This window comes from Burkholderia ubonensis, assembly GCF_902833085.1.
Classification (GTDB): Bacteria; Pseudomonadota; Gammaproteobacteria; order Burkholderiales; family Burkholderiaceae; genus Burkholderia; species Burkholderia ubonensis.
The window spans coordinates 145,114-165,064 of sequence record NZ_CADFEB010000007.1; the positions used below are offsets into that span (position 1 = coordinate 145,114).

Annotated in this window: 17 protein-coding genes, 2 tRNA genes and 2 pseudogenes; 11 read left to right on the forward strand and 10 right to left on the reverse strand. The window is 66.2% G+C overall.

Annotated features, from left to right (window positions below):
- Positions 1-45 precede the first annotated feature (45 nt).
- Positions 46-1,800: an ABC transporter permease gene (locus HWX31_RS20490; RefSeq protein WP_174962159.1), complete on the forward strand. Its 1,755-nt coding sequence runs from the start codon at positions 46-48 to the stop codon at positions 1,798-1,800.
- A 22-nt stretch (positions 1,801-1,822) separates the two neighbouring features.
- Entirely contained in the window at positions 1,823-3,163 is a 1,341-nt protein-coding gene (locus HWX31_RS20495) for an ABC transporter ATP-binding protein (protein ID WP_059633287.1), read from the forward strand.
- Positions 3,164-3,225: 62 nt separating this feature from the next.
- Here HWX31_RS20495 and HWX31_RS20500 read toward each other — a convergent pair whose 3' ends face one another.
- Positions 3,226-3,720 carry a hypothetical protein gene (locus HWX31_RS20500; protein ID WP_174962157.1) on the reverse strand — a complete coding sequence of 165 codons (495 nt, stop codon included), beginning with the start codon at positions 3,718-3,720 and terminating at the stop codon, positions 3,226-3,228.
- The gene (locus tag HWX31_RS20505; RefSeq protein ID WP_174962155.1) at positions 3,717-4,268 is read right to left on the reverse strand and encodes a hypothetical protein; all 552 of its coding nucleotides are present in this window, start codon (positions 4,266-4,268) and stop codon (positions 3,717-3,719) included. Before HWX31_RS20505 ends, HWX31_RS20500 begins: the two co-directional genes overlap by 4 nt.
- A gap of 287 nt (positions 4,269-4,555) precedes the next feature.
- On the opposite strand from HWX31_RS20505, the gene HWX31_RS20510 reads away from it, so the two are divergent.
- From HWX31_RS20510 to HWX31_RS20520, 3 genes are all read left to right on the forward strand, one after another.
- Positions 4,556-4,753 (forward strand): hypothetical protein, encoded by a 198-nt coding sequence (locus tag HWX31_RS20510; protein WP_174962152.1) that lies wholly within the window; start codon positions 4,556-4,558, stop codon positions 4,751-4,753.
- 160 nt (positions 4,754-4,913) lie between these two features.
- A complete protein-coding gene (gene otsA, locus HWX31_RS20515; protein WP_174962150.1) occupies positions 4,914-6,332 on the forward strand; it encodes an alpha,alpha-trehalose-phosphate synthase (UDP-forming) in 1,419 nt (472 codons plus the stop codon).
- Positions 6,325-6,918 (forward strand): AAA family ATPase, encoded by a 594-nt coding sequence (locus HWX31_RS20520; protein ID WP_174962148.1) that lies wholly within the window; start codon positions 6,325-6,327, stop codon positions 6,916-6,918. The genes otsA and HWX31_RS20520 overlap by 8 nt, the downstream gene beginning before the upstream one ends.
- 21 nt (positions 6,919-6,939) lie before the next feature.
- On the opposite strand, the gene HWX31_RS20525 is transcribed toward HWX31_RS20520, so the two are convergent.
- Together HWX31_RS20525 and HWX31_RS20530 are read right to left on the reverse strand one after the other, a co-directional pair.
- Positions 6,940-8,307, reverse strand: coding sequence for an MFS transporter (locus HWX31_RS20525; RefSeq protein ID WP_174962146.1), 1,368 nt, complete (start codon positions 8,305-8,307; stop codon positions 6,940-6,942).
- Positions 8,308-8,472: 165 nt separating this feature from the next.
- Positions 8,473-8,853, reverse strand: coding sequence for a DUF5594 family protein (locus HWX31_RS20530; RefSeq protein WP_059612669.1), 381 nt, complete (start codon positions 8,851-8,853; stop codon positions 8,473-8,475).
- Between the two features lie 116 nt (positions 8,854-8,969).
- Here HWX31_RS20530 and HWX31_RS20535 point away from each other — a divergent pair, with 116 nt between their 5' ends.
- Positions 8,970-9,392: a hypothetical protein gene (locus HWX31_RS20535; RefSeq protein WP_063894801.1), complete on the forward strand. Its 423-nt coding sequence runs from the start codon at positions 8,970-8,972 to the stop codon at positions 9,390-9,392.
- Positions 9,393-9,596: 204 nt separating this feature from the next.
- Here the strand turns inward: HWX31_RS20535 and HWX31_RS20540 are convergent, their stop codons facing one another.
- Positions 9,597-9,980, reverse strand: a complete 384-nt coding sequence (locus HWX31_RS20540) for a hypothetical protein (RefSeq protein WP_059656277.1) — start codon at positions 9,978-9,980, stop codon at positions 9,597-9,599.
- A gap of 139 nt (positions 9,981-10,119) precedes the next feature.
- On the opposite strand from HWX31_RS20540, the gene eco reads away from it, so the two are divergent.
- The gene (gene eco, locus HWX31_RS20545; RefSeq protein ID WP_059771347.1) at positions 10,120-10,620 is read left to right on the forward strand and encodes a serine protease inhibitor ecotin; all 501 of its coding nucleotides are present in this window, start codon (positions 10,120-10,122) and stop codon (positions 10,618-10,620) included.
- Positions 10,621-10,828: 208 nt separating this feature from the next.
- Here eco and HWX31_RS20550 read toward each other — a convergent pair.
- Positions 10,829-10,905: transfer RNA gene (locus tag HWX31_RS20550), tRNA-Met, on the reverse strand.
- A 993-nt stretch (positions 10,906-11,898) separates the two neighbouring features.
- Here HWX31_RS20550 and HWX31_RS20555 point away from each other — a divergent pair.
- On the forward strand, positions 11,899-13,383 hold the full coding sequence (locus tag HWX31_RS20555; RefSeq protein ID WP_174962144.1) for a hypothetical protein: 1,485 nt from the start codon (positions 11,899-11,901) through the stop codon (positions 13,381-13,383).
- Between the two features lie 64 nt (positions 13,384-13,447).
- On the opposite strand, the pseudogene HWX31_RS20560 reads toward HWX31_RS20555, so the two are convergent.
- The 4 genes and pseudogenes from HWX31_RS20560 to HWX31_RS20575 form a co-directional block, all read right to left on the reverse strand.
- Positions 13,448-13,907: pseudogene (locus HWX31_RS20560) on the reverse strand (recombinase family protein); the annotation flags it as partial.
- Positions 13,895-14,374 (reverse strand): annotated as a pseudogene (locus HWX31_RS20565) (tyrosine-type recombinase/integrase); the annotation flags it as partial. The pseudogenes HWX31_RS20565 and HWX31_RS20560, both read right to left, overlap by 13 nt.
- 163 nt (positions 14,375-14,537) lie before the next feature.
- Positions 14,538-14,612 (reverse strand) — tRNA-Arg (locus HWX31_RS20570).
- 127 nt (positions 14,613-14,739) lie between these two features.
- Positions 14,740-14,922 (reverse strand): rubredoxin, encoded by a 183-nt coding sequence (locus tag HWX31_RS20575; protein WP_045567368.1) that lies wholly within the window; start codon positions 14,920-14,922, stop codon positions 14,740-14,742.
- Positions 14,923-15,121: 199 nt separating this feature from the next.
- Between HWX31_RS20575 and HWX31_RS20580 the strand changes: the two genes are divergently transcribed.
- From HWX31_RS20580 to HWX31_RS20590, 3 genes are all read left to right on the forward strand, one after another.
- Positions 15,122-15,529 carry a DUF4399 domain-containing protein gene (locus HWX31_RS20580; RefSeq protein WP_174962142.1) on the forward strand — a complete coding sequence of 136 codons (408 nt, stop codon included), beginning with the start codon at positions 15,122-15,124 and terminating at the stop codon, positions 15,527-15,529.
- Between the two features lie 211 nt (positions 15,530-15,740).
- Entirely contained in the window at positions 15,741-17,687 is a 1,947-nt protein-coding gene (locus HWX31_RS20585) for an ATP-binding cassette domain-containing protein (protein ID WP_174962140.1), read from the forward strand.
- Positions 17,688-17,947: 260 nt separating this feature from the next.
- Positions 17,948-19,930 carry a DNA topoisomerase IV subunit B gene (locus tag HWX31_RS20590; protein WP_010091070.1) on the forward strand — a complete coding sequence of 661 codons (1,983 nt, stop codon included), beginning with the start codon at positions 17,948-17,950 and terminating at the stop codon, positions 19,928-19,930.
- Positions 19,931-19,951: the final 21 nt, after the last annotated feature.

Consider the following 19,951-nt stretch of genomic DNA (forward strand, 5'->3'; position numbering starts at 1 on the left):
GGTCATATTCTTCGATTCGATCGGCCTTACCGGGGAGAGCGCCTGATGGACATCGGATTCGATCCGAACCGGATCGCCAATGCATCGGCATGGCGCGTCCTGCCGAACCGCTGGGATTTCATTGCCTTTCCGCTGATCATCTGCGTGATCGCGATGGCGGTGGTCGGGTTTCATGAAACGATGGCACCGATCACGACCCTCAATACGCAGAAGATCTCGCTGGATCCGTCGAACCTGCCCGAATATGCGCTGCGCACGACGCTGCGGATGCTCGCGGCGATGGTCGCGTCGCTCGCGTTCACGCTCGTATACGGCACGCTTGCCGCGAAGAGCCGCCGCGCCGGCATGGTGCTCGTGCCGATTCTCGACATCCTGCAGTCGGTGCCGGTGCTCGGCTATATCTCGTTTACGGTGACGTTCTTCCTCGCGCTGTTCCCGAGCCGCGTGCTCGGCGCCGAGCTGGCCGCGATCTTCGCGATCTTCACGAGCCAGGCGTGGAACATGACGTTCAGCTTCTACCAGTCGCTGCGCACGGTGCCGCGCGATCTGGACGAAGTGTCGCGCGGCTTTCACCTGACGTCGTGGCAGCGCTTCTGGAAGCTCGAGGTGCCGTTCTCGATGCCGGGCCTGATCTGGAACATGATGATGTCGATGTCGGGCGGCTGGTTCTTCGTCGTCGCGTCGGAGGCGATCACGGTCGGCAACCACACGATCACGCTGCCGGGCATCGGCGCGTATCTCGCGCAGGCGATCGGCGACAAGAACCTCGGCGCGATCGGCTGGGTGATCCTCGCGATGACCGTCGTGATCCTCGCGTACGACCAGCTGCTGTTCCGCCCGCTCGTCGCGTGGGCCGACAAGTTCCGGATGGAAACCACGAGTTCCGGCAACGCGCCCGAATCGTGGCTGCTCGATCTCGTGCGCCGCACGCGCCTGATCCACCAGCTGCTGGTGCCGGCCGGCTGGCTCTTCGCGAAGGCCGCGCGGATCCCGCTGCGCCTGCCGCTGTCGGGCGCGGTGCGCTTTACGCTGCCGCGCGTCGAGAAGAAGGCGTCGTTCGCCGCCGACATCGCGTGGGCGCTCCTCGTGCTGGCCGGCACGGCCTACGTCGTCTGGCGCGTCGTCAGCTTCGTGGCGAGCGGCGTGACGATGGCCGAAGTCGGCCACGTCTTCACGCTGGGGCTCATCACGCTGCTGCGGGTGATCGTGCTGATCGCGATCGCGTCGGTGATCTGGGTGCCGATCGGCGTGTGGATCGGGCTGCGCCCGGCGCTCGCCGAGAAGATGCAGCCGCTCGCGCAGTTCCTGGCCGCGTTCCCCGCGAACCTGCTGTTCCCGGCGTTCGTGATCGTGATCGCGCATTTTCACCTGAACCCCGACATCTGGCTGTCGCCGCTGATCGTGCTCGGCACCCAGTGGTATATCCTGTTCAACGTGATTGCCGGCGCGACGTCCTATCCGAACGACTACCGCGAGGCGGCGACGAACTTCCGCATCCGCGGCTGGCAATGGTGGCGCCAGGCGATCCTGCCGGGCATCTTCCCGTATTACGTGACGGGCGCGATCACCGCGTCGGGCGGCGCATGGAACGCGAGCATCGTGTCGGAAGCGGTGCAGTGGGGCAATACCAAGATCGAGGCGCACGGCCTCGGCGCGTATATCGCCCAGACGACGGCCGCCGGCGATTTCCCGAAGATCATCCTGGGCATCACGGTGATGTCCCTGTTCGTGACCCTGTTCAACCGCCTGCTGTGGCGTCCGCTGTATGCCTATGCCGAATCGAAGCTGCGACTTGACTGAAACTGATTGAGAGCGAAACGCGATGCACAATCCGAATGCTGTAAACGCCCCCGTTCAGACGCAGCCGGCGCCGCCGAAGCTCGGTGACGAGATCCTGCGCGTCGCCGACGTCAGCCGCGGCTTCAACAAGACCCAGGGCGAGCTGCTCGTGCTCGACGGCGCGAACCTGTCGCTGCGCGAGGGCGAAATCGTCGGGCTGCTCGGCCGCTCGGGCTCGGGCAAGTCGACGCTGTTGCGCATCATCGCCGGCCTGATCGAGCCGACGGGCGGCGAGGTCAGCTACCTGGGCAAGCCGCTGGACGGCCCGGCCGAAGGCGTCGCGATGGTGTTCCAGACCTTCGCGCTGTTTCCGTGGCTCACCGTGCTGCAGAACGTGGAAGCGGGCCTCGAGGCGCTCGGCGTCGGCGCGCGCGAGCGGCGCGAGCGCGCGCTCGCGGCGATCGACCTGATCGGTCTCGACGGCTTCGAGAACGCGTATCCGCGCGAGCTGTCGGGCGGCATGCGCCAGCGCGTCGGCTTCGCGCGCGCGCTCGTCGTCGATCCGACGATCCTGCTGATGGACGAGCCGTTCTCGGCGCTCGACGTGCTGACCGCCGAGACGCTGCGTACCGACCTGCTCGACCTGTGGACGCAGGGCCGCATGCCGATCAAGTCGGTGCTGATCGTCACGCACAACATCGAGGAAGCGGTCTTCATGTGCGACCGGATCCTCGTGCTGTCGTCGAACCCGGGCCGCGTGATCGCCGAGATCAAGGTGCCGTTCAAGCATCCGCGCAACCGTCTCGACCCGGCGTTCCGCCGGCTGGTCGACGACATCTACGCGAAGATGACGGCCCGCCAGATCGGCGAGGCGACCAAGAAGGGGCTCGAGCTCGGCAGCTGGCTGCCGCAGGTGTCGACCAACCTGATGGCCGGTCTGATCGAGACGCTGGCCGCGCCGCCGTACCACGGCCGCGCGGACATGCCGGAAATCGCGCGTACGCTGCATCTGGAGGTCGACGACCTGTTCCCGATCGCCGAAGTGCTGCAGTACCTCGGCTTCGCCGACGTGCGGGAAGGGGACGTGTTCCTGACGCCGCCGGGGCGCGTGTTCGCCGAGTTCGGCACGCAGGAGCGCAAGCTGATGTTCGCGGATCATCTGCTGAAGCACGTGCCGCTCGCCGCGCGGATCAAGAAGGTGCTCAACGAGCGGCCGGGCCATCGCGCGCCGCGCGTGCGCTTCGAGCAGGAGCTGGAGGATTTCCTGTCCGACGGCGCCGCGGAGGAGACGCTCGACGCGGTGATCGACTGGGGCCGTTACGGCGAGATCTTCTCGTATAACGACCAGACCGAGATTTTCAGTCTCGAGGACGTCGAGTCCTGACCGGCGTGCCGGGCCGTCCGGCCCGGCAGCAGCGCGCGCCGCGCGTCACGCGGCGCGGCTCATCACTGCAGATTGCCCCAGCGGTCGACGGCCGGCTCGGCCGCGGCCCACTTCCAGCGCGCACCTTGCTGGCACGCGCTCGCAAAATACCAGTCCGCCTTCGCGCCGTCCTTCATCGAGAACGCGAATTCCTTGCACAGCGCGAGCGACGTCGAATAGGCGCGCGTGACGCGCACCTCGCCTTCGCCGTTCTCGAGCGGAAGCGTGTTCTTCGCCTTCCACGGCTTCACTTCGCCGACCGCGAGGCTGCCGGCCGCCTGCGCGATCGCATCCTGCTGGTTCTGGTGGAGCTGCTTCATCGTGCGCTTCACGGCCTCGTCGGTCGCGGCCTGCACGGCGATGCCGACGCCGACGCCGACGGCCGGGTTGGCGGTCACGAGGCCCGTCGCCGCGCCCGCGAGCGCGCCGCTTGCCGCGCCGACCGACCCGCAGCCCGACAGCGCGGCGCCGGCCGCGCACAGCGCGCCGAGCCATGCGACGCGAATCGCGACGCTCATTGCAGCGCACCCCAGCGTTCTGTCGCCGGCTCGGCCGACGCCCATTTCCACACCGGGCCGTCGCGGCAGATGGTCGCGACGAAGAACGCGGATTGCGCGGCGGCATCGGCCTTGGCCGGCGCATCGACGGAGAACACGATTTCCTTGCAGTCGAGCGGACCGACGCTGATCATCCGGCTGACCGTCACGCGGCCGCGCTCGTCGTCCTCGATCGGAAACGCGTGGTTCGTCGACCACGGCGCGACGCCGCCGACGTCGAGCGGTCCGGCCGCCGTGGCGATCTGCTGCTGCGTGTAGCGGTGCGCGACGCGCTGCGTGTACTGGACGCCCGCACGCGCGCCGGCGACCGCGCCGAGGCCGATGCCCGTCGCAACGGCGGCGTTGTTGGTGACCTTGGACGCGATCGCGGCGCCCGCGATGCCGGCGCCGGCCGTCGCGCCTTCGCTGTACAGCGAGTTGCAGCCGGACAGCAGTGCCGCCGCGGCAGCCGTGGCCAGCACGATGCGCGCCGGCATGGCCCGGCGCGGCGGTTCGAAACGTAAGTTCATCCCTGAGTGCGTGTCCTGTCTGGGTGAGCGGCGAGGCATGCGCGCGCTCATGCCGTGCCATTGTTTCGCAATTGTCATACGGAAACTGCAAAGCTTTGACAAATCGCCGGCGGCCGGCCTCGCGCACGCGCGCGGCGCTATTGTCTGGCAGATGGTGGGCGAGGGGTCGAAACGTTACAAATTGAAGGTAATTGTTACGCTGGCGTGCAAGCTTCGCACCTAGACTGTTTTGTTATGGAATGTTTCGACGACGGTAGTGCGCCGTTCAACCCATGAGACACCCAGCCATGCGCCGTTCCAGACGGCCTTCGCAGCAACCGTCCGACACGGGCGCTGACCGCCCGCGGCCGCGCACCGATGCGCCATCCGCGCCGCCTGCCGGCGCGCCCGCCACGACGCCGTCCGACGGCGATCACAACCAGGGCGGGGCCCGCCCGGAAGGGCTCGACTATCAACGCGACCTCGGCGTCGATCAGGACGCGTGACGTCCTTCTCGTTGTTGCGTTTCGTTGCCGCATTTATCGCATTTATCGCATTTATCGCATTTCTCACGTCTGAACCGCCGCGCGGCAGCCTTCGGGTTGCCGCGCCCGTCACGGCGCGCGCTTTACGCGCCGGCCATTCGAATCCTGGAGGGGAAGCCGCATGAGCAGATTGATCGTGGTATCGAACCGTGTCGCCATCGGCGAGGACACGCGCCCGAGCGCGGGCGGCCTTGCGGTCGGCGTGATGGACGCGCTGCAGGAAACCGGCGGCATGTGGTTCGGCTGGAGCGGCGAGATCGTCGGCGCGCCCGATGCGCCCGCAGTCCGGCGCGACGGCAACGTGACCTACGCGACGGTCGGCCTGACCCGCCGCGACTACGATCAGTACTACCGCGGTTTCTCGAACGCGACACTGTGGCCGGTGTTCCACTATCGCGGCGACCTCGCGCGCTTCGACCGCCAGGAATACGCGGGCTATCTGCGCGTGAACGCCGCGCTCGCGAAACAGCTCGCCGCGCTGCTGAAGCCCGACGACCTGATCTGGGTGCACGACTACCACCTGCTGCCGTTCGCGCATTGCCTGCGCGAGCTCGGCGTGAAGAACCCGATCGGCTTCTTCCTGCACATCCCGTTTCCGTCGCCCGACGTGCTGCGCATGGTGCCGCCGCACGACGAGCTGGTGAAATTCATGTGCGCGTACGACGTCGCCGGCTTCCAGACCGACGCCGACAAGCAGGCGTTCGTCGACTACATCGAACGGCGCGGGATCGGCGCGTCGAGCGACGACGGGATGCTGCATGCGCACGGGCGGGTCGTGAAGGTTGCCGCGTATCCGATCGGCGTGTATCCGGACGCGATCGCGCAGGCGGCGGTGCAGTACGGCGCGCGCAAGCCGGTGAAGGTGCTGCGCGACGCGCTCGGCGGCCGCAAGCTGGTGATGAGCGTCGATCGTCTCGATTACTCGAAGGGGCTCGTCGAGCGCTTCCAGGCGTTCGAGCGGATGCTCGCGAACGCGCCCGGCTGGCAGGGCCGCGTGTCGCTCGTGCAGATCGCGCCGCCGACGCGCACCGACGTGCAGACCTACCAGCGCATCCGCGAGACGCTCGAAGGCGAGGCGGGCCGCATCAACGGGCGCTTTTCGCAGCTCGACTGGACGCCGATCCAGTATCTGAACCGCAAGTACGAGCGCAACCTGCTGATGGCGTTCTTCCGGATGTCGCAGGTCGGCTACGTGACGCCGCTGCGCGACGGGATGAATCTCGTCGCGAAGGAGTACGTCGCTTCGCAGGACGCGGCCGATCCGGGTGTGCTCGTGCTGTCCGAGTTCGCGGGCGCGGCGGCCGAGCTGCCGGGCGCGCTGCTCGTCAATCCGTTCGACTTGTCGCAGATGGCCGAGGCGCTCGAGCGCGCGCTGTCGATGCCGCTCGCCGAGCGGCAGGCGCGTCACGACGAGAACCTCGCGCGGCTGCGCGCGAACGACCTGTCGGTCTGGCGCGACACGTTCGTCGCGGATCTGCGCAGCGTTGCGACGGCCGCGTCGGTGACGCGGCGGGCCGGCCGGCGGGTCGCGCATGTCTGAGCGCGCGCGGGTGGGCGGCGGCTCGGACGACGGGGCAGACGAGGCCGCCCGGCGCTTCTTCGTCGTGACGGGTGGGCCCGGCTCGGGCAAGAGCACGCTGATCGATGCGCTCGAGCGCGCCGGCTTCGCGCGTTCACAGGAAGCGGGGCGCGGGGTGATCCAGGACCAGATGGCGGTCGACGGCCCCGCGCTGCCGTGGCGCGACCGGAGCGCGTTCGCCGAGCTGATGCTGGGCTGGGAGATGCGTTCGCACCATCTTGCGCGGAAGGCGCGCGGGCCGGTGTTCTTCGATCGCGGCGTGCCGGACGTGATCGGCTACCTGCGCCTGTCGGGGCTCGCGGTGCCCGCGCACGCGGAGGCTGCTGCGCGGCGCTTTCGCTATCACCGGCGCGTGTTCATCGCGCCGCCGTGGCCCGACATCTACGCGCAGGATGCCGAGCGCCGGCAGGATTTCGCGGAAGCGGTGCGCACTTATGAAGCGATGGTCGAATGCTATGCGTCGTACGGCTATCGGCTGATCGAGCTGCCGCGCGCGAGCGTGACGGTGCGCGTGCGTTTCGTGCTGGATGCGCTCGACGCGACATGATGCGCGCCGGCGCCGGCCCGGTCAGGCCGATGCGTTCGGCTGCGGCGCCGCGATGCGCAGCGTGCTGACGACGGCGGCGCAGGCCGCGAACGCGGCGGCGACGTAGAGCGCGACGGTCGGCCCGTGCGCGGGCGCGATCCCGAAGATCAGCGCAACGAGCGCGGCGCCGAGCGTCTGGCCGGTCAGCCGCGCGGTGCTGAGCATGCCGCCCGCGCCGCCGGCGCGCGAGCGCGGCGCCGACGACAGGATCGCGCGGTTGTTCGGCGACTGGAACAGGCCGAAGCCCGCGCCGCACAGCGCCATCCGCCACGCGATGTCGACGCTGTCCGGATGCGCGCCGATCGTCGCGAGCGACAGCAGGCCCGCCGCGAACAGCGCGAGCCCGATCCCGCCCAGCATGCCGGCCGAGTAGCGGTCCGACAGCACGCCGGAGAGCGGCGCGGCCACGACGATCACGAGCGGCCACGGCGTCATGTAGAGGCCCGTCTGCACCTGCGAGAAGCCGAGCGAATGCTGCAGCCAGAACGGCAGCGCGACGAACGCGAGCATCTGCGACGTAAACGACGCGATCGACGTGCAGATCGACAATGCGAACAGCGGGATGCGCATCAGGTCGACCGGCAGCAGCGGCGCCGGCTGCGACAGCTGCCGCTTCACGAAGAACCAGCCGACGACGAGCGCGACCGTCAGCTCCGCCGCGACGTATGCGCCGCGCTCGCCGTGGCCGAGCCCGTCGACGGCCATGATCAGCAGCCCGAACACGCACGCGTTCATCAGCGCGCTCGGGATGTCGTACGGCGCATCGTGCAGCGGATTGGCGGGGAGTGCGCGCATGCTGCCGAGCACCGCGGCGATGCCGATCGGCACGTTGATCGCGAACAGCCACGGCCACGGCGCGACCGACAGCACCGCCGACGCGACGGTCGGACCGACGGCCGACGACAGCGCGACCACCATCGCATTGATCGACAGGCCGCGCCCGAGCATCGACGTCGGATAGATCATCCGCACGAGCGCGGCGTTGACGCTCATGATGCCCGCCGCGCCGAATCCCTGGATTACGCGCATTACCGCGAGCGTCGGCAGCGAACCGGCGAGCGCGCAGCCGAGCGACGCGGCGGTGAACAGCGCGAGGCCCGCGATGTAAACGCGCCGGTAGCCGATGCGCTCGCCGAGCGACGCGAGCGGCAGCAGCGTGATCGTGACCGCGAGCTGGTACGCGTTGACGATCCAGATCGATGCGGCATCGGACGCGCGCAGGTCATGCGCGATGGTCGGCAGCGCGACGTTGGCGATCGCGCCGTCGAGCACGGCGAGCGTGATGCCCAGCGCGACGCAGACGATCGCCCAGTAGCGTTGCGGAAGGGGCAGGCCGGTATCGGGATTCATGGCGAAAGCGTGTCGGCCCCGGGCCGGGATGCGGCGCTGGGGCGTCCTTGTGGGGTTCGACGGCGGGAAGGCGCGGGCGGCGCGGACCCTTGCGGGTGCGAGCCGGCCGAGTGTATCACCGGGCCGCGCAACGCGTTGTCGACGCCGGCCGTGGGGCCTGCGCGGTCATCCCTCGAAGTCGAGGCCGCCGAGCCGCACGACCGGATCGGCCTGCGTGCGTGACGCGAGATCGACGTCGCGCGCGCTCTGCCACGCGGACAGCTTTCTCGGCAGCGCGGCCAGGTAGTGCTCGAAGCGCGCTTCGCCTTCCGGCGCCATCAGCCGTTCGATTTCGTCGGTATCCCAGGTCAGCTCGAGGTTCAGCGGATGCACGAAGCCGCTCACGTGTTCGTGCGGCGCGCTGCGGACGCGGACCTGCGACGGGTGGCCGTGACCGCCATACGGGACGACTTCGGTCTGCACATGGTCGGCGAAGAAGGCGGCGATCGCGTGCGCGATGCGCGGCGCGAATTCGGTATCGAAACGGCGGGCGGTCTCGGGCTGCATGCAGGCGTCTCCTTGGTCCCGAAAATGTAGCACGGCGCTTGTGCGTTTTGGCTCGCCGGTTCGGCGTAAACGTGCGTTACCACTTGCTGCATCTATTACCGCGGGCCGCGTCCACAATGCATCGCATCCCGTACCACTTCGCGTGGGAGTGCAACATGAAAAAGATCGCTGCAGTGTGTGTCCTCGCCGGTTCGCTCGCCGTCGCCGGCCCCGCGTCCGCGCATGATCGCGGCGGTGCCGTCATCGGCGCGCTGATCGGCGGCGCGGTGCTGGGCGCCATCGTGACGTCCGCGCTGAATCCGCCGGTCGCGTACGCCGCGCCGGTGTATCAGGCGCCCGCCTATCAGCCGCCGACGTATTACCAGGCGCCGGCGTATCAACCGCCGGCCTATGCGCCGGGTTATCAGCAGGCGCAGTACCAGGACGATGACGGCTATGGCGGCCAGCCCCGCTATTGCTACGATCGCTACCAGCGCGCGTACGTGTGCGGCGCGCCGGCGTCGGGCGGTTACGGCTATGCGCAGCCGGGCGGATGGTGAGCGTGGTGGCCGGCGCGTGAGCGGTAGTCGCGACGCGGTGTCGTGATTCGTGCCGTTGAAAAGCGGAAGGCCCTCGCATCGAGCGAGGGCCTTGTTCGTTGGTGGGGCGCCGGTGTCGCGGCAATTGCGCGGTCATGGCGCGCATGCCGAGTCATTCGCGTCGCTGCACGGCGCCCGCGCCGGATACAAACGGTTGCAATTGCGTCAGTGCCAGCGGCCGTTGCCGCGGTCGTTGTCGCCCTGGCCGCCGCGCCAATCCCGGGCGCCGCCGCTCGCGCGATTGCCTTCGGTCGGGCGGTTGCCGCGATTCCAGCCGCCGTTGCCGTTGCCGCGATCGCCCCAGTTGCGATCGCCCCAGCCACGGTCGCGTCGCCAGTCGCGGTCGTCGCGCCGGTAATCGTGGCGATCCCAATCCCGACCGCCGCCCCAGACGTTGACCGTGCCGTACACGGGTGCATACGCGGGGCCGTACGCGTAGCCGGGGTCCGAGTAATAGGTTTGTCCGTAGCCGTAGCCGGCGTCCGGCGCGACGACGCAGCCGGCCAGCAGCGTGGCGACGGCGGCGGTGGTGGCGATGAGCTTGATCATGGCGTTCTCCCTTGGCGCGAATCATAAGAGGCGGAACGCCGCGCATCTGCCACCAATTGTGTCTCAAAATTACAGCGAAGTAAGGTCGGCGGGCGGAAGTGTTAGCATCTGGAACTCATTGTTTTTCAGGAGCACATCGATGAAATTCGCGATCCGGGCCGCACTGGCCGCCATTTGCGTGACGAGCGCCGCCGCGTGCGCGGCAGGGCCGGCGTCGGAGGCCGCCGTGACGGCCGAGTCGATCAAGATGTTCCCGCAGGCCGCGGCTGGCCAGCAGCGCGCGGTGATCGCGCTGCCCGCGCTCACCGATGAAGCCGGCGCGCGCGTCGAGCTGATGATCGGCAAGACGCTGCAGACCGACTGCAACCAGCAGTGGTTCGGCGGCGAGTTGAGCGCCGAGACCGTACAGGGCTGGGGCTATACGTACTACCGGCTGTCCGATGTGAAGGGACCGGCGTCGACGCTGATGGCCTGCCCGGGACAGGCGCCGCGCGAGCGGTTCGTGCAGGTGCGCGGCGACGATCAACTGCTGCGCTACAACAGCCGGCTGCCGATCGTCGTGTACGTGCCGGACGGGTTCGAGGTGCGGTATCGCGTGTGGCGCGCGTCGGATGACGTGAAGCGCGCGGCCGTGCAGTAACGCGTTGGAGTGACGGGCCGCGTGGGCGTCGCGGAACGGCGATGCCTGCGTGGCTCCACGAGGACTTTAGTTGCCGCCGCAGGAGCGGGCTCGGACTGAGGTGGGCTCGCATCTGGCCGATGCCATTGCATGTCCGCGAAACGGGGCATGCAAGTTGCAGCGGATAAAACAAAAAGCCCGCTTGCGTTCGCATAGCGGGCTTCGATGTTGGTTGCGGGGGTAGGATTTGAACCTACGACCTTCGGGTTATGAGCCCGACGAGCTGCCAGACTGCTCCACCCCGCGGCGCGAATTGTACTCATACCCGGACACCGCGTCAAACGAATCGTCCTGACGAGAACGTTGCGGACTCAACGTTGCTTGGTGGGATGCTACGCGTTCGAAATGGCTGCGTCGTCGGATCTGCTCATTTGCGTTCGGCATCAATCACTTTGGACGGACAGCCTGCCTGATTGGCATCCGGGTGTCGACTGAAGTCGTTCGTCGCGTGCGGTTGCGCGTCAGGTTGGAAATCGTGTGTCGATGGGCGGCTGGATTGTCGCGACCCCCAGAACACCCCGAGGCAAGGGGTTGTTCGTGCTGGCGGTCGAGTGCGGAAGCGTGCAACAAAAAACCCCGCAAAGCCAAGCCTGGCGGGGGTCTCTTGTGACACGCTGCAAAGCCCTGAAGGATGTCTGGTCCCCGACAGAATTCATATCTCACGGCCGGGTGGGCTCAGCGGGTTCAGATTATCCGTAGATACCAACAAAAATACCAACAGGCGTATCGGCGTAGGCTGGATTAGCCGAAGGGGACGTTGTGCGTAAGCTTGTCGTGCCGCCGGAAGCAAAAATATCTGGAGATTTGGAGATATACACTCGTTTCGGCTTGTGAGCCTTGTGCGGCAAGGCTGTGGTTATCTCCAAGTCTATCTCCAAAGTACACATTTTCTTGGAGACAAATCTGGAGATACGCGGCAGGCCGTCGGGTATCGTCTCGGGCATTTTGCAAACTGCACCCGCCGGCTGGAACGCTCGCGCAAAGGAATCCCCCGCCGCCGCGTTACTCGCGGCCCGTCAACCGCCATGCGGCGTGACATCCCAAAGGTACTTTCCGCTTGTCGTGCTTGAGGTTAGGGCAGGCGACTACTGCCGTACGCTCCGTCATCACATCGCATAATATGGCTCGCGCCGGCGTATCCGTTACGGCAGGCATTGGGCTGGCGGGACAGCCCTAATCGCACAATCAGACAGCAAGATACAACTGTTTGCGCAATAAGAAGATGCATCGATTAAGACAATGTTGAGTCAATTCTCTGCGCTTAACGCGCTCAAGAACAGTGGGCAATGGAAACGTTGGTCTCATTATCGGGCGTTCATGCGAGACAAGGCCGACTCGCTGCTCAACGATCGTGATTCGGAGGAAAACGAGGCTAGCCGGCTACCGACAGGCGAGAGCGTTCGCTTGGCAGCTGTGTGGGTCTCCGAGCTGTACACCCCATCACAAATTGGGGGCTTGTTCGAAGGATTGTCACGCCTCGGTTGGGAACACGGGCTAAGTCGTGACGACAGTATCGTCGCCTGGACAAATGACGTCAGGCAAGGACGAAGCGCGGGCTGGGTAAGTCTCGGCATGGTGACGTCCTCTGGCCGCTTCGGGAGCGAGCGTATCGCAGAGTTACCTTCCGGCATCGGGTCTGCTCACCCAATTCTGATGTCGTTGACGCCAAGCATTACCGCACTTGTCATCACGTTCTATATGAACGATGACACGTCACGGGCGCTGGATCGACCTCTACGGGAAGACTATTCGACCTGCTACGAGGAAGGACCCGGCCTAGAATGGTGGAATATTGCTGCCTATGTGCTGCTCGGGAAAAAAACTCGTTTCAGTCGAACTATTCACAATCCTGATTCGCAAAGGCGACGATCCGTGGCCGCCTGTGTCTCCCAGATCGAGGCCGGCTGTACAGCCTGGGTCCGCCGGAATCTTCCCGGTGTATTTGCTTCCGGATTGCGCGGGGGATTCTTCCCGACAGCCACGTTGATGGTTACGGAGGAGGTTAATCCGGGTACCGAAAACTTGCGCCCCATTCGTGCGCTCGAAGGGCTCTCAATTGACCGTGACTTTGATGCTTGGGTATCGGATCACTGGCCGTGCGCGCGCCTCGTACTGCCCGGACCCTACGACGACAACGACTTGCGCCTCACGTTTGCTTGTAGGCGCAGGGATGCATTTCCGGAAACACCTGGATACGTCGACCCGACCTCCGATGGGACGATCGCATATCGTGCAAACGAAATGATTCGAGGGCTGCTTTCTCGTTGGGCTATCACCGGCATGTTGGACGGATATCACGAACAACTGTCAAGGCTTCGTGATAAGTCGGCAGGCGCACGTTCTTACCGGCCAGTCAGGGACCTAAAGCAGCTACGTTCACTGGTACGCACTCAACTGTACGACGTGGAACTCTCTGCCCACGAGATTACCCAGTTCACAAAGGACGTGTGGTATCGCGTCAATATCCCAAATATGCGTCTGATGGAATCTCGCCATGGCAGACAGTCGAATTTGGTCGATAGCCTACGAAATGCGCAACACCAACGCGCTGCACAGGTTTCAAGGGAAAGTGAACTGCTCAAGTCTGTCTTGTCGTTGAGCAGCGATCTGTCCCAGACGATCACAAATCTTCGAATTCAGTGGTTTATCGTCCTCCTGACGCTGGTTTCGATTGGTATCGCCATTGCCGCCTTGTATGTGGCGGAGTTAGCTCTGCCGAAATAGCCACTAATTCGATGAGGCAACACGCGAAAAAGGGTCCTCGGAAGTGGGCTTGACTGATAGAGCTTTACTCTGCGTTACGCACTCGCATGATGGTCTGCACGGCTCGTGCCGTACTGCTTTGCGAGGCCGGCAACAGTCGCCCCTTCGCCGAGGCGCCGCCGAACTTCGGCTTGCTGCAGTTTGGAAAGTGCGGGCGGTCGGCCCATCGACTTCCCTTCCGCCTTTGCCCGCGCGATGCCAGCCTGCGTCCGCTCGATCAATAAGTCGCGTTCAAACTCGGCGACGGCGTTCAATACCTGCATCGTCATCCGGCCGGCCGCGCTGGTCAGATCAACACCGCCAAGCGCGAGACAATGAATCCGAATGCCGCGATCCGCCAGAGCCTCCACAGTCGCGCGTACGTCCATCGCGTTGCGGCCGAGCCGGTCGAGCTTCGTTACTATCAGTACGTCGCCTTCCTCCATCCTGCGGAGCAAGTCTGCGAACCCCGGCCGTTGCTCTGCGCTGACGCTACCCCGCGCGCTTCGACCTCACGCACGATGCTCAGCATCTGCGGCGAATCGATCTCCGCGATCGGGCGAGGGCCGATCTTCGGAAACACGTCGACCTCAAGCGAATTCAGCACCTTCTCCGCGTAGCCGTCGCTCCAGCCCGGACGCTGAGAGTCGAACCACTCGCGGGCTACCGCTTCGAACGAGTTGGCCGCTGCGATCTCGGCGGCCCGTCTGGCTTCCTTCTTCGCCTCGCCCGGATCGATGCCGGCCGCGATCTGCTCGCGCGCCTCGTCGCGCTTCTTCCGTACCGTCGCGAGCGTGACGGCGGGATAGACGCCGAGGGCGAGCGTCTTCTGCTTGCCAAGGAAGCGGTAGGACAAGCGCCAGTACTTCGCGCCGTTCGGTTGGACGAGCAAGAACATTCCGTTGCCGTCCGTGAGTTTGTACGGGGCCGCGCTGGCCTTCGCGTTCCGTACCTGCACGTCAGTGAGAGGCATTGTTGGTATCTGTGTTGTTGGTATCTGCTGATACCAACAAAAATACCAACACTTTCTCCGGCTGTCACTGAGCAACCTTGGGTAACGATGGGAGCGAGAAGTCCGCCAGACGGGCCTGAGCGGGCGATTTCTTGTGAATCTTGGGGATGGTTTGGGGCTTGGCTGGTCCCCCCGACAGGAATCGAACCTGTATCTAGCGCTTAGGAGGCGCTTGTTCTATCCATTGAACTACGGGGAGAGCCTGCGATTCCGGCGTATCGCGCACGGCGCGCACCGGACAGCGGTATGGACAGCGCGCAGAGTATAGCAAACGCGCGTTCGCACCGGCACACGGAAATCCATGCGCGCGCGAACGCGCCGCGCGATCAGAAATCGACGACGACGAAGTCGTCCTTGCCCACGTCGCACAGCGGGCAGCGCCAGTCGGCGGGGATGTCGGCGAAGCGGGTGCCGGGCGCGATGCCCTCGTCGGGCAGCCCTTCCGCCTCGTTGTAGACCCACCCGCAAATCAGGCAGACCCAGCTTTGATATTCGGTCACTTCGCTCATGTTGCGCTCACGATATTGAAATCAGGGTGATGCCGTCCGCGGCCCGGCCGGCGGACGAAACGCGCAATGGTACCGGAATTTCGCCGAACTCGGCCGCAACGTCGTTTTAAACGTGCGCATCGCGAACAATGCGACCAAGGCACGCGTGCCATGCGTGCGGTGTATGCTTCCCGGGCTGTCCAATCATCAGGAGAAAAGGATGCTCAACAGAAAGTGGATCGCAGGTGCCGTGTGCGTGGCGGCGATGGCCGTATCGACGATCGCGCGGGCCGAAGCGCGCGTGTATTTCGTCGAGCCGGCGGAAGGCGCGACGGTATCGAACCCGGTGCACGTGAAGTTCGGTCTCGAAGGCGACATGCTGCTCCGGCCGGCCGGCGACATGACGCCGCACACCGGTCATCATCACTTGCTGATCGACGGCAGACCGATTCCGACCGGCGACGTGATCCCGGCGAGTGAACGCTCGCTGCACTTCGGCAAGGCCCAGACCGAAACCGACATCAGGCTGCCGCCGGGTCAGCATACGCTGACGCTGCAGTTCGGCGATGGCGCACACCGGTCGTATGGTCCCGAGATGAGCCAGACGATCATCGTCAACGTCAAGTAAGCGGGCGCACCCGTGCGGGCGGCCCGGCCGTCCTTGCGAGACGCGCCCGTCCGCCGTCCGCAACCAGTCGTCGCGAGTCCTCCGCCCGCGCGCGGCGGCCGGCAGCCGGCCCGCACGGCCGGCCTTGCGGCATCATCCGTTCGGCCAGACCGGTGGCGGCGTCCGCCACCGGTACAATGAGCGCTTCCGATTTCTCTTCGCCGTCTTCCCCATGTCGCTTTATTCCATTACCGGTGCGCAACTCGCGTTCGGTCACGTCGCGTTGCTCGATCACGCGGATTTCTCGCTCGAGGCCGGCGAGCGCGTCGGCCTGATCGGCCGCAACGGCGCAGGCAAGTCGTCGCTGCTGAAGATCGTCGCCGATCTCGCGCGGCCCGATGACGGCCTCGTCACGCGCCAGCAGGAGCTCGTGACCGTCTACGTGCCGCAGGAACCGGAATTCGAGCCCGGCGCGACCGTGTTCGACGCGGTCGCGTCGGGGTTGACGCACACGCGCGAGCTGCTCGAGGAATACGACGCGATCGCGCACCGCCTCGCGGAAACCCCCGAAGGCGCCGAGCACGACGCGCTGCTCGCGCGGATGAACGCGCTGCAGTCGTCGCTCGACGCGCACGATGCGTGGAGCTGGCGCACGCGCGTGTCGATGACGCTCGCGCAGATCGGCCTCGCGGACGTCGACGCGCGCGTCGACGCGCTGTCGGGCGGGATGCAGAAGCGCGTCGCGCTGGCCCGCGCGCTCGTCGTGCAGCCCGACGTGCTGCTGCTCGACGAGCCGACCAACCACCTCGACTTCGACGGCATCCGCTGGCTCGAGGAATTGCTCGTCACGCAGCGCGCGGGCCTCCTGTTCATCACGCACGACCGCGCGTTCCTCGACCGTGTCGCGACCCGCATCGTCGAGCTCGATCGCGGCCGCCTGCTGTCGTATCCGGGCAATTTCTCCGCGTACCAGACGCGCAAGGCGCAGCAGCTCGAAGTCGAGCGCGTGGAAAACGAGAAGTTCGACAAGCTGCTCGCGCAGGAAGAAGTGTGGATCCGCAAGGGCGTCGAGGCGCGCCGCACGCGCAGCGTCGGGCGCATCGCGCGGCTCGTGCAGATGCGCAACGAGCGCGCGGAGCGCCGCAACACGCAGGGCAACGTGAAGCTCGACGTCGCGCAGGGCGAGAAGTCCGGCAAGATCGTCGCGGAGCTGACCGACGTGACGAAGCGCTACGGCGGCCGCACGGTCGTCGACCGCTTCTCGTCGACGGTGATGCGCGGCGACAAGATCGGCTTCGTCGGCCCGAACGGCGCGGGCAAGACCACGCTGCTCAAGCTGATTCTCGGCGAGCTGAAGCCGGACGAAGGCACGGTGCGCACGGGCACGAACCTGCAGGTCGCGTACTTCGACCAGATGCGCGCGCAGCTCGATCCGGAAAAGAGCCTCGCGGACACGATCAGCCCCGGCAGCGAATGGGTCGAGATCGGCGGCAACCGCAAGCACGTGATGAGCTATCTCGGCGATTTCCTGTTCGCGCCGGAGCGCGCGCGCTCGCCGGTGAAGTCGCTGTCGGGCGGCGAGCGCAACCGGCTGCTGCTCGCGCGCCTGTTCGCGCGGCCCGCCAACGTGCTGGTGCTCGACGAACCGACCAACGACCTCGACATCCCGACGCTCGAGCTGCTCGAGGAACTGCTGGCCGACTACGACGGCACGGTGCTGCTCGTCAGCCACGACCGCGCGTTCCTCGACAACGTCGTGACGTCGGTGATCGCGGCGGAGGGCGAAGGCAAGTGGCGCGAATACGTCGGCGGCTTCACCGACTGGCAGATCCAGAGCGAGCGCGCACAGCAGCTCGCGCAGCAGGACGCCGCGAAACGGGCCGCGAAGGACGCGGCGCCCGTCAAGGAGGAGCCCGCGAAGAGCGCGGCCGGCCGCAACGCGCAGCGCACGGTGAAGCTGTCGTTCAACGAGCAGCGCGAGCTCGAGTCGCTGCCCGACCGGATCGCGATGCTCGAGGAAGAACAGAAGACGATCGGCGCACAGCTCGAAGACGGCTCGATCTTCGCGAAGGATCCGCAGGAAGGCACGCGCCTGACCGAGCGGTTCGCGGCGATCGACGACGAGCTGCTCGCCGCGCTCGAACGCTGGGAGACGCTCGAGGCGAAACGCAAGCCGTGACGCGGCGCGGGGCGGCCCGTCGCGCGTGCGTGCGCCGCCGTGCTGCACCGCCGCGCATTTCGTCCGATGGCGCGCCGCGCGGAACCAGTAGAATACGGCGCGTTTCGGGCTCTCGCGGCGTGCGCCGCGCGCCCGCTTTCGGAGCACTCCAAGCACACCGTTGTTTCGATTCGCTTTTTTGCGGAACTCAACGTTTTGTCCACGACGTTATCCACACGAGGTGTGGACAACGTCCCGATGAATGACGAAATTCAGCGCCTATGTCAACGAAGAAGCCCAGCGCGGCCTATAGCGAAGCATCGATCAAGGTGCTCAAGGGTCTCGAGCCGGTCAAGCAGCGGCCCGGCATGTACACCCGTACCGAGAATCCGCTGCACATCATCCAGGAAGTCATCGACAACGCTTCGGACGAGGCGCTCGGCGGCTACGGCAAGCAGATCACCGTGACGCTGCATGCCGATCATTCGGTGTCCGTCGAGGACGACGGCCGCGGCATTCCGTTCGGCCTGCACCCGGAAGAAGGCGTGCCGGTCGTCGAGATCGTGTTCACGCGCCTGCACGCGGGCGGCAAGTTCGACAAGGCCGCGGGCGGCGCCTATACGTTCTCGGGCGGCCTGCACGGCGTCGGCGTGTCGGTGACGAACGCGCTCGCGACGCGCCTCGACGTGACCGTCTGGCGCGACGGCAAGATCGCCGAGCTCGGCTTTGCCGAAGGCGACGTCGTGAAGCCGTTGTCCACGCAGGCTGCGGGCCGCGGCGAGAAGAAGTCCGGCACGCGCGTGCAGGTCTGGCCGAACCCGAAATACTTCGATTCGCCCAACCTGCCGCTCGGCGAGCTGCAGCGCCTGTTGCGCTCGAAGGCCGTGCTGCTGCCGGGCGTCGAGGTCGTGCTCGTCAACGAGAAGACCGGCGAGCGGCAGGCCTGGAAGTACGAGGACGGCCTGCGCGGCTACCTGCTCGACGAGATGAACGGCAGCGAGCTGCTGATCCCGCTGTTCGAAGGCGAGCGCTTCGCCGATTCGCGTTCGGGCGACGACACGTTCGCCGAAGGCGAGGGCGCATCGTGGGTCGTTGCATGGAGCGAGGAAGGCTCGCTCGTGCGCGAGTCGTACGTGAACCTGATCCCGACGCCGGCCGGTGGCACGCATGAATCGGGGCTGCGCGACGGCCTCTATCAGGCGGTGAAGAGCTTCGTCGAGCTGCACAACCTGCAGCCGAAGGGCGTGAAGCTGCTCGCGGAAGACGTGTTCGCGCGCGTGTCGTTCGTGCTGTCCGCGAAGGTGCTCGATCCGCAGTTCCAAGGCCAGATCAAGGAGCGCCTGAACAGCCGCGACGCGGTCAAGCTCGTGTCGTCGTTCTCGCGCCCGGCGCTCGAGCTGTGGCTGAACCAGCACGTCGAGCACGGCAAGAAGCTCGCCGAACTGGTGATCAAGCAGGCGCAGGCGCGCACCCGCGCGGGCCAGAAGGTCGAGAAGCGCAAGAGCTCGGGCGTCGCGGTGCTGCCCGGCAAGCTGACCGACTGCGAGACCGAGGATATTGCACGCAACGAGCTGTTCCTGGTCGAGGGCGACTCGGCGGGCGGTTCCGCGAAGATGGGCCGCGACAAGGAATACCAGGCGATCCTGCCGCTGCGCGGCAAGGTGCTGAACACCTGGGAAACCGAGCGCGACCGCCTGTTCGCGAACAACGAGGTGCACGACATCTCGGTCGCGATCGGCGTCGATCCGCACAGCCCGGACGACGGCGTCGACCTGTCGAACCTGCGCTACGGCAAGATCTGCATCCTGTCGGACGCGGACGTCGACGGCTCGCACATCCAGGTGCTGCTGCTGACGCTGTTCTTCAAGCACTTCCCGCAGCTGATCGAGCGCGGCAACGTGTTCGTCGCGCGTCCGCCGCTGTTCCGCGTCGACGCGCCGGCGCGCGGCAAGAAGCCCGCGCAGAAGCTGTACGCGCTCGACGAAGGCGAGCTCGAAGCGATCCTCGACAAGCTGCGCAAGGACGGCGTGCGCGACACCCAGTGGAGCATCAGCCGCTTCAAGGGTCTCGGCGAAATGAGCGCCGAGCAGCTGTGGGACACGACGATGAACCCCGACACCCGCCGCCTGATGCCGGTGAAGCTCGGCGAGCTCGACTACGAGTCGACGGTCGCGCGGATGACGATGCTGATGGGCAAGGGCGAGGCGGCCGCACGGCGCGGCTGGCTCGAGGAAAAGGGCAACGAGGTCGAAGCGGATATTTGAGCGCGGCCGGGCATGACGCCC